The sequence below is a fragment of the Microbacterium sp. Leaf351 genome, from assembly GCF_001423825.1.
GTDB lineage: Bacteria > Actinomycetota > Actinomycetes > Actinomycetales > Microbacteriaceae > Microbacterium > Microbacterium ginsengisoli.
Genome location: NZ_LMPK01000033.1, coordinates 316,113 through 323,120 on the forward strand (window position 1 = coordinate 316,113; position 7,008 = coordinate 323,120).

A 7,008-nucleotide genomic window follows, 5' to 3' on the forward strand; every position below is an offset into this window, starting at 1 on the left:
TCGCTCCGCGAAGCGGATCGTCGCGGTCGCATCATCGCCGCCGGGCTCGAACAGCGGGGGGACCGGCTCGCCCGAGTGGGTGATCGGGATGTCGGTGAGCGCGACATCGCTCACCCGGTCGAGATTGAACGTGCGCATCGCCCGGCGCAGGTGACACCAGCCCTGCAGATACCACTCACCGCCGGTGATGTGCACCTTGACGGGGTCGACCGTGCGCACCGTCGGTGCACCCTCGGGGGTCTTGTACGTGAAGGATGCCGCGACTCCCCGCGTCAGCGCATCATCGATCGAGCGCCGCACCGCGTCGACGGGTGCCGGGGTGAGCACGAGCTCGGCGGGGGCGGTCGCCGCCCCGCGCGCGAGCTTGGCGAGCAGTCCCCGCATGAGGTCGCCCTCCCCCACTCCCGGGACGGCGGCGACGACCTGGAGCCCGGCGAGGAGCGCCGCCGCTTCCCGCGCGGTCAGCTTCGGGGCGCGTTCGAGTCCCACGGTGTGGGTGATCGCGATGCGGTCCTGCTCGTCGAGCAGATCCCAGTCGATGTCGAACAGGTCGTGGGGCAGCTGCCAGTAGCCGCCGTCACCCGGGCGGCCGATGACGGTGAGCTTCTCCACGATCTGACGCATCTGCGTCTCGGACACGTCGAAGTCGGCGGCGGCCTCGGCGACGCTCACCTCGCCGTGCTCGATCAAGTAGGGCACGAGCTGCAGGATGAGCGCGGCGCGGTCGGTGGCGACGAGCGGCGGACGGGCGTCGGTCATGCGGAACCTCCGCTGCGGGCGAGCGCCGCGCGAAGTCGCGAGACCACGAGGCGGCGCAGTTCGGCGGGCTCGACGACGCGCACCTCGGGACCGTAGGAGGCGAGTTCGTCCGCGAGCACGTGCGCATCGACGAACGGGATGCGCAGCCCCTGGGCCGCCGGCGAGGCGCGCCGGGCGAGCCGCAACGCGGCCTCGGTGCCCGGGTGCACCTCGACGAGGGCGCTCTGCGACGCGGCGAGCTCGTCCAGCAGAGCGCGCGCCCGCTCCCCCGCACCGGCGCGCAGACCGGGATCGAACGAGACCCGCGTCACCGCGACCTCGCCGACGATGCGCGAGAGCAGAAAGGTGCGAGGCGCATCCGCGTCGAGGTCATGGGCGTGGAGATGCCAGCGCGCCTCGTACTCCAGCAGCGCCAGGGGGCGCGCGCGACGAGCCCGGGGGGCATGCTCACCGGGCTTGAGGTAGTCGAACGCCACGACGCGCGCGGTCTCGATCGCGCGCTGCAACGGCGCGAACGCGGCATCCCGAACGCTGATCCGGGGCGCGTAGGCCCCCAACGGCTCCGTCGTGGGGATGCCGAGGGCGCGGATCTTGCGCAAGCCTGCGCGGGCGTCGACCGAGAGGGATGTCTCGTGCCACACCGTGCCCGCGAGGTCGAGGAGGGCCGCCTCCGCCGCCGTCAGCGATACCTCGTCGGGCAGCGCGTAGTCGTCGGTGGCGATGCGGTACCGGGCCTCGCGGAGATCATCGGGATCGGCGTAGTCGCCGAGCGTCTCGATCGGCACGCCGAGCGAGCGCAGGCTCTCCTTGTCACGCTCGAACATCTTCTCGAGCGCATCCTTCGACGCTCCCGCCTCGGACTGCTCGCGATACCCCGAGACCGAGCCCAGGATCGTGTCCTTCGTGAGCCCCTGGTCGGTCGCAAGCAGCGCCACGACCAGGTTCACGAGCCGCTCCTCGGGCGCGACTTTCGATCCTGTGTTCGGCACGAGGACATCCTATGGTCGCAGGATGTCCCCGTGGCCGCGGCTCACTGCGTGGCGTCGATCCCGAGGATGTCGACCACGAACACGAGCGTCGAGTTCGCCGGTATCTGGCCCGTCGCGGTCGATCCGTACCCGTCGGACGGCGGAATCACCGCGAGGATCTGCGAGCCGACGGTCGCACCCTTCAGCGCCGTCGCCAGGCCCGGGACGATTCCGGTCATGGAGAGCGAGGCCGGGGTCGATCCCCACGAGGAGTCGAAGACCTTTCCGTCGGCCCAGGTGAGTCCGGTGTAAGCGACCCGCACCGTGTCCTTGTCGCCGACGGTCGCGCCGGTGCCCTTCTGGAGCGTCTGCACGACCAGCGAGGTCGGCGGGTCGGTCTTGGGGATCGTCACGCCGGGCTGCCCGGAGGGGGCGAGCACGACGACGGGGAGGTTGTGGCCGTCGTTGAAGACGGGCGTGCCGTCGGCACGCGAGAGATACACCTTCTGCACGTCGATGACCGCGATCGCCGACTCGTCGGCGGCGAGGCCGAGCGAGGCCGTCGACGAACCGAGCTCAGTCGGGGTCAGACCCACGATCATGCGCGTTCCCTCGCCTGCGCACTTCAGCGCCGCCTCGAACCCGGGAACGGTCTGGACCCATGTGGACACCGGGGTGATCGTGGGACCTGTCGACCCGTAGCCCGCGGTCACGATCTCTTTGCCGGTCTTCGCGCTGAACAGGTCGACGGCGAGACCGACGAGCTGGTCGTCGCTCACGATCTCGGTTCCCGTGCCCGTCGTGAGGTCGACGAACTGGCCGTCCCCGGGGCTGAGCGGCGACGAGATGTCGACGGTCGGCTTCTTCGCGAAGTCACCGGAGACCTGCACCAGGGACGCGAGGTTGCCCGGGTTCGTCGTGCGGGCGCACGTCGGCGCGGACGCGGTCGCACATCCGGTCAGGGCGAGGGCGGCGAGGCCGAAAGCGGCGGCCGCGGCGAGGGTTCTGCGCACCGGATCAGTCTATGCGGGCGACTGGTCGCTCTCCGACGCGCCCGCCTCGCGCAGCTTGGCGTCGGCGGCGCGCTGCGCCTCCCGCACGCGCTTGCGCAGATTCTTGTCCGTGATCTCCCGGTCGCCGACCGCACCCGGGGTCCAGACCTCGACGTCCTCGTCCGCATAGGAGGGCTTCTTGAGGGCGCGCCGCCGCACGTCCGGCGGCACCGCACCCGGAGCGAGGCGCCGCGCGGAGATCAGGAATCCGGTGTGCGCCACCATCCGGTGGTCGGGGCGTACCGCGAGACCCTCGACGTGCCAGCCGCGCACCATCGTCTCGCTCGACTCCGGGTCGGTGAACGCACCCGTCGCGCGCAGGTACTCCGCCACACGGCTGAGCTGCGTCGCCGTGGCGACGTAGCAGACGAGCACGCCCCCGGGAACGAGCGCGTCGGCCGCGACGTCGATGCACTCCCACGGCGCGAGCATGTCGAGCACGACACGGTCGACAGATGCCTGCTCCACCGCGCGCGGGAGCTCCTCGGCGAGGTCGCCTTCGACGATCTGCCATGAAGCCGGCGACTCCCCGAGGAAGGTCTCGACGTTCGCCCGCGCGACGTCGGCGAACTCCCCACGCCTCTCGAAAGAGACGAGACGCCCGGTCGGACCGATCGCCCGCAGCAGCCACAGCGAGAGCGCGCCGGAGCCGACGCCCGCCTCGACCACGACGCATCCGGGGAACACGTCGGCCTGAGCGAGGATCTGCGCGGCGTCCTTCGGGTAGACGATCGCGGCACCGCGCGGCATCGACATCACGAAGTCCCGCAGCAAGGGTCGCAGCGCCAGGTATTCGGAGCCGTGGCTGTTGACGAGCACCGAACCGTCGGGCTGGCCGACGATGTCGGCGTGGCGCAGCACGCCGTGATGGGAATGGAGTTCGCCCCCCTCGCGGAGGGTCACCGTCGACAGGCGCCCCTTCGGGCCGGTGAGCTGCACGCGATCTCCGTACGCGAACGGACCGCGACCGAGGCTCACGCGCGCACCTCGCGGGCGCGGCGTGCGGCGTGGACCTCGGCCAGGTCGGCGAGGCCCCGCCCCTCGAGGGAGGGCCAGAGGACGTGAGCGCCGACGCCCGCGAGCGAGACCATCAGCGGGACGCCGACCGTCGTCGTGCGGGCGGCGATAGCGGAGCGCAGCCCGTTCGGCGAGTCCTCGATCGCCACCACGTCCTCGGGGGCGACATCGAGCAGCTCGCACGCCTGCAGATAGGGGTCGGGATGCGGCTTCGGGCGGGTCGCATCGTCGCCGGCGACGATGACGTCGAATGCGTCGAAGTCGATCAACTCGACGACGTGAGTCGCCATCCGCCGCAGCGACATCGTCACGAGGCCCGTCTTCACCCCGGCCGCGCGCAGCTCCGACAGGAGCTCACGGGCACCGGGACGGAACGGCACACCGGTCGTGCGCAGGTCGCCCATCACGGTTTCGGTCAGGTGGTCGATGATCGCGCCCTCGTTCATGCGCACCCCGGCGTCCTGGAGGATCCGAGCCGACTGGTCGAGCCCGAGGCCGACCAGCTGCAGCGCCTGCTCGTGCGACCAGCTGCCGCCGTAGCTCTCGACCAGCGGGGTCTCTGCGGCCATCCAGTACGGCTCGGTGTCGACGAGGGTGCCGTCCATGTCCCAGAGCACGGCGGCGGGTGCGGGGTGATTCACCCGGCCATGCTACCGGCGCGGCGCGCGCGGCCACGGCCCGTCACGGGCCCGAGACGCCTATCCTGGTGTGACCGCGAGCGCCGTCCTGGCGCCGTGGAGGCAACGAGAGGGGCCCGGTGGACGGACTCGGTCGACGCGTGCTGGTCGTCGCCTTCGACGGATGGAACGACGCCGGCGAGGCGGCATCGGCGGCCGTCAGCCGTCTGCGCGAGACCGGCGGCTACGAACCTGTCTACTCGGTCGACCCGGAGCTGTACTTCGACTACCAGTACACCCGGCCGAGCATCGCCGCCGACGAAGACGGTGTGCGCCGCATCTCCTGGCCCGAGACGACGCTGCTGCGCCCCGCGCAGACCACGCGCGGCACGCAGCTCTGGCTGCTCACGGGCGTCGAGCCGGCGCGGGCCTGGCAGGCGTTCGCCGGTGAGCTGATCGACGTCGCGCTGCGTGAGGACATCACCGGCATGGTCGCGCTCGGCTCGATGATGGCGGATGTCCCCCACTCCCGTCCGATCTCGATCTTCGCGGGCAGCGAGAACGAGCAGCTGCGTCATACTCTCGACCTCGACCGCACGACCTATGAGGGGCCGGTCGGCATCCTCAGCGTCCTCGGTCAGGCCGCCGACACCGCCGGCATCCCGACAGCCTCGCTCTGGGCGAGCGTGCCGCACTACGTCGCCGGTCACTCGCCGTCGCCCAAGGCGACCCTCGCACTTCTCGACCGCCTCGAGGACCTCACCGGGGCGAAGATCGACCGCGGTGACCTGGCGACGCAGTCCGCCGCGTGGGAGGCGTCCATCGACGCGGCCGCGGCCGACGACGAGGAGATGACGGAGTATATCCGCGGCCTCGAGCGCACCCGCGACGCGTGGGACTCCCCGGAGGCGTCCGGCGATGCGATCGCCCGTGAGTTCGAGCAGTACCTGCGCAAGCGCGGCGACGACCGGCCCGGCCGCGGCGGGCCGCAGCGCTGAGAGCGCCCGATGCCGCTCAGGCGGCGATGACGCCCGTCGCGAGCATGACCATCACGAAGGCGCCGAGCGCCACGCGGTAGATGACGAAGGGCAGGAAGCTGCGCTTCGAGATGAACGCCATGAAGTACTTGATGACCACGAGGGCGACGACGAACGCGATCACCGTCGCGAGGCCCGTCTCGAGCAGGGTGAACGGCGGGNNNNTCGCGAGAAGGAAGGCGTAGCGAGCCGCCGCGGCGCGCTCGTAGCCCATCAGCAGACCGGCCGTGATCGTCCCGCCCGAGCGGGAGACACCGGGGATGAGGGCGAGAGCCTGGGCCAGGCCGTAGATCACGCCGTGGCCGACGGTGAGCTGATCCAGACGTCGCCGGCGTGCGCCGATCGCGTCCGCGATGCCGAGGAGCACGCCGAACAGGATGAGCATGCCGGCGACCAGCCAGAGGGAGCGGAACACGGTCTCGATCTGGTTCTGGAACAGGATGCCCAGCACGACGATCGGAATCGACCCCAGGATGATGAGCCAGCCCATGCGCGCATCGGGATCGTTGCGCGGCGCGCGCCCGACGATGGAGAGCGCCCACCGGCTGACGATCCTTACGATGTCGCGCCAGAAGAACAGCACGACGGCCGCCTCGGTGCCGATCTGCGTGATGGCGGTGAAGGCGGCGCCCGGGTCCTCGGTGCCGGGGAGGAACGCTCCCAGGATGCGCAGGTGCGCACTGGAGGAAACCGGCAGGAACTCGGTGAGCCCCTGGACGAGGCCGAGGATGATCGCTTCGAACAAGTGGCTCATGGTCGTCTTCCGTTGGGGGTGGGGCGGGAGGCGGCGCGGTGGATCAGTAGGTGCGCAGCAGGCGGGTCAGCACATCCTGACCGAACGTCAGCGCATCAAGCGGCACGCGTTCGTCGACACCATGGAACATACCGGTGAAATCGAACCCGCTCGGCAACCTCAGCGGCGCGAAGCCGTAGCCGGCGATCCCGAGGCGGGAGAGCGCCTTGTTGTCGGTGCCCGCGCCGAGCAGGTAGGGGACGACGGGAACACCCGGATCGGCATCCTGAAGACTCGCGACCATCGCGTCGACGAGCGAGCCGGAGAAGGGGGTCTCCAGACCGATGTCGCGCACGACGATCTCGATGGCGATGTCATCCCCGACGATCCGCTGCACCTCGGCGAGCACCTCGTCCTCGGTTCCGGGCAGGACCCGGATGTCGACGGTCGCCTCCGCACGATCAGGGATCACATTGTGCTTGTAACCGCCGGCGAGTCCTGTCGGGTTCGCCGTTGTGCGCAGGCTCGGCCGGATGAACGCTGCGGCCGGACCGAACAGGTCGGCCGCGGCATCCGGGTCATCGACGTCTGCTCCGGTGAGGTCGGCGACCGCCGCGAGAAGCGCCGCGGTCGTCTCGGTGAGGCGCACCTCCCACGGGGCGCGCCCCAGCGCCGCGACGGCCTCGGCGAGCCGGGTGACGGCGTTGTCCGGATGCCACCGGCTGCCGTGTCCGGCGGCGCCGCGCGCCACCAGCCGCACCCACAGCAGCGCCTTCTCCCCCACCTGCAGCAGGTACGCCCGGCGTCCGGCGACATCGATGGAGA

The 7,008-nt window shown here is 70.9% G+C and carries 8 protein-coding genes and 1 pseudogene; 1 reads left to right on the top strand and 8 read right to left on the bottom strand.

Annotated features, from left to right (window positions below):
• The 5 genes from ASG00_RS09850 to ASG00_RS09870 form a co-directional block, all read right to left on the bottom strand.
• Positions 1–759, bottom strand: a 759-nt coding sequence (locus ASG00_RS09850; RefSeq protein ID WP_235559473.1) for a helix-turn-helix transcriptional regulator, incomplete at its 3' end; no start/stop codon positions are given.
• Entirely contained in the window at positions 756–1,748 is a 993-nt protein-coding gene (locus tag ASG00_RS09855) for a helix-turn-helix transcriptional regulator (protein WP_056209072.1), read from the bottom strand. The genes ASG00_RS09855 and ASG00_RS09850, both read right to left, overlap by 4 nt.
• 41 nt (positions 1,749–1,789) lie before the next feature.
• The gene (locus ASG00_RS09860; RefSeq protein WP_056209075.1) at positions 1,790–2,740 is read right to left on the bottom strand and encodes an FKBP-type peptidyl-prolyl cis-trans isomerase; all 951 of its coding nucleotides are present in this window, start codon (positions 2,738–2,740) and stop codon (positions 1,790–1,792) included.
• Between the two features lie 9 nt (positions 2,741–2,749).
• Complete coding sequence (locus tag ASG00_RS09865; RefSeq protein WP_056209076.1) at positions 2,750–3,757, bottom strand: tRNA (adenine-N1)-methyltransferase; 1,008 nt, start codon at positions 3,755–3,757, stop codon at positions 2,750–2,752.
• Complete coding sequence (locus ASG00_RS09870) at positions 3,754–4,437, bottom strand: HAD family hydrolase (RefSeq protein ID WP_235557344.1); 684 nt, start codon at positions 4,435–4,437, stop codon at positions 3,754–3,756. The genes ASG00_RS09865 and ASG00_RS09870 overlap by 4 nt, the downstream gene beginning before the upstream one ends.
• Before the next feature lie 116 nt (positions 4,438–4,553).
• On the opposite strand from ASG00_RS09870, the gene ASG00_RS09875 reads away from it, so the two are divergent.
• A complete protein-coding gene (locus ASG00_RS09875) occupies positions 4,554–5,411 on the top strand; it encodes a PAC2 family protein (protein ID WP_056209081.1) in 858 nt (285 codons plus the stop codon).
• Between the two features lie 16 nt (positions 5,412–5,427).
• On the opposite strand, the gene ASG00_RS17985 is transcribed toward ASG00_RS09875, so the two are convergent.
• From ASG00_RS17985 to ASG00_RS17990, 3 genes and pseudogenes are all read right to left on the bottom strand, one after another.
• A partial coding sequence (locus ASG00_RS17985) for an undecaprenyl-diphosphate phosphatase (protein ID WP_327037501.1) occupies positions 5,428–5,611 on the bottom strand: 184 nt, incomplete at its 5' end.
• 4 nt (positions 5,612–5,615) lie between these two features.
• Positions 5,616–6,204: pseudogene (locus ASG00_RS09880) on the bottom strand (undecaprenyl-diphosphate phosphatase); the annotation flags it as partial.
• Between the two features lie 43 nt (positions 6,205–6,247).
• Positions 6,248–7,008, bottom strand: a 761-nt coding sequence (locus ASG00_RS17990) for a peptidase dimerization domain-containing protein (protein ID WP_235559474.1), incomplete at its 5' end; no start/stop codon positions are given.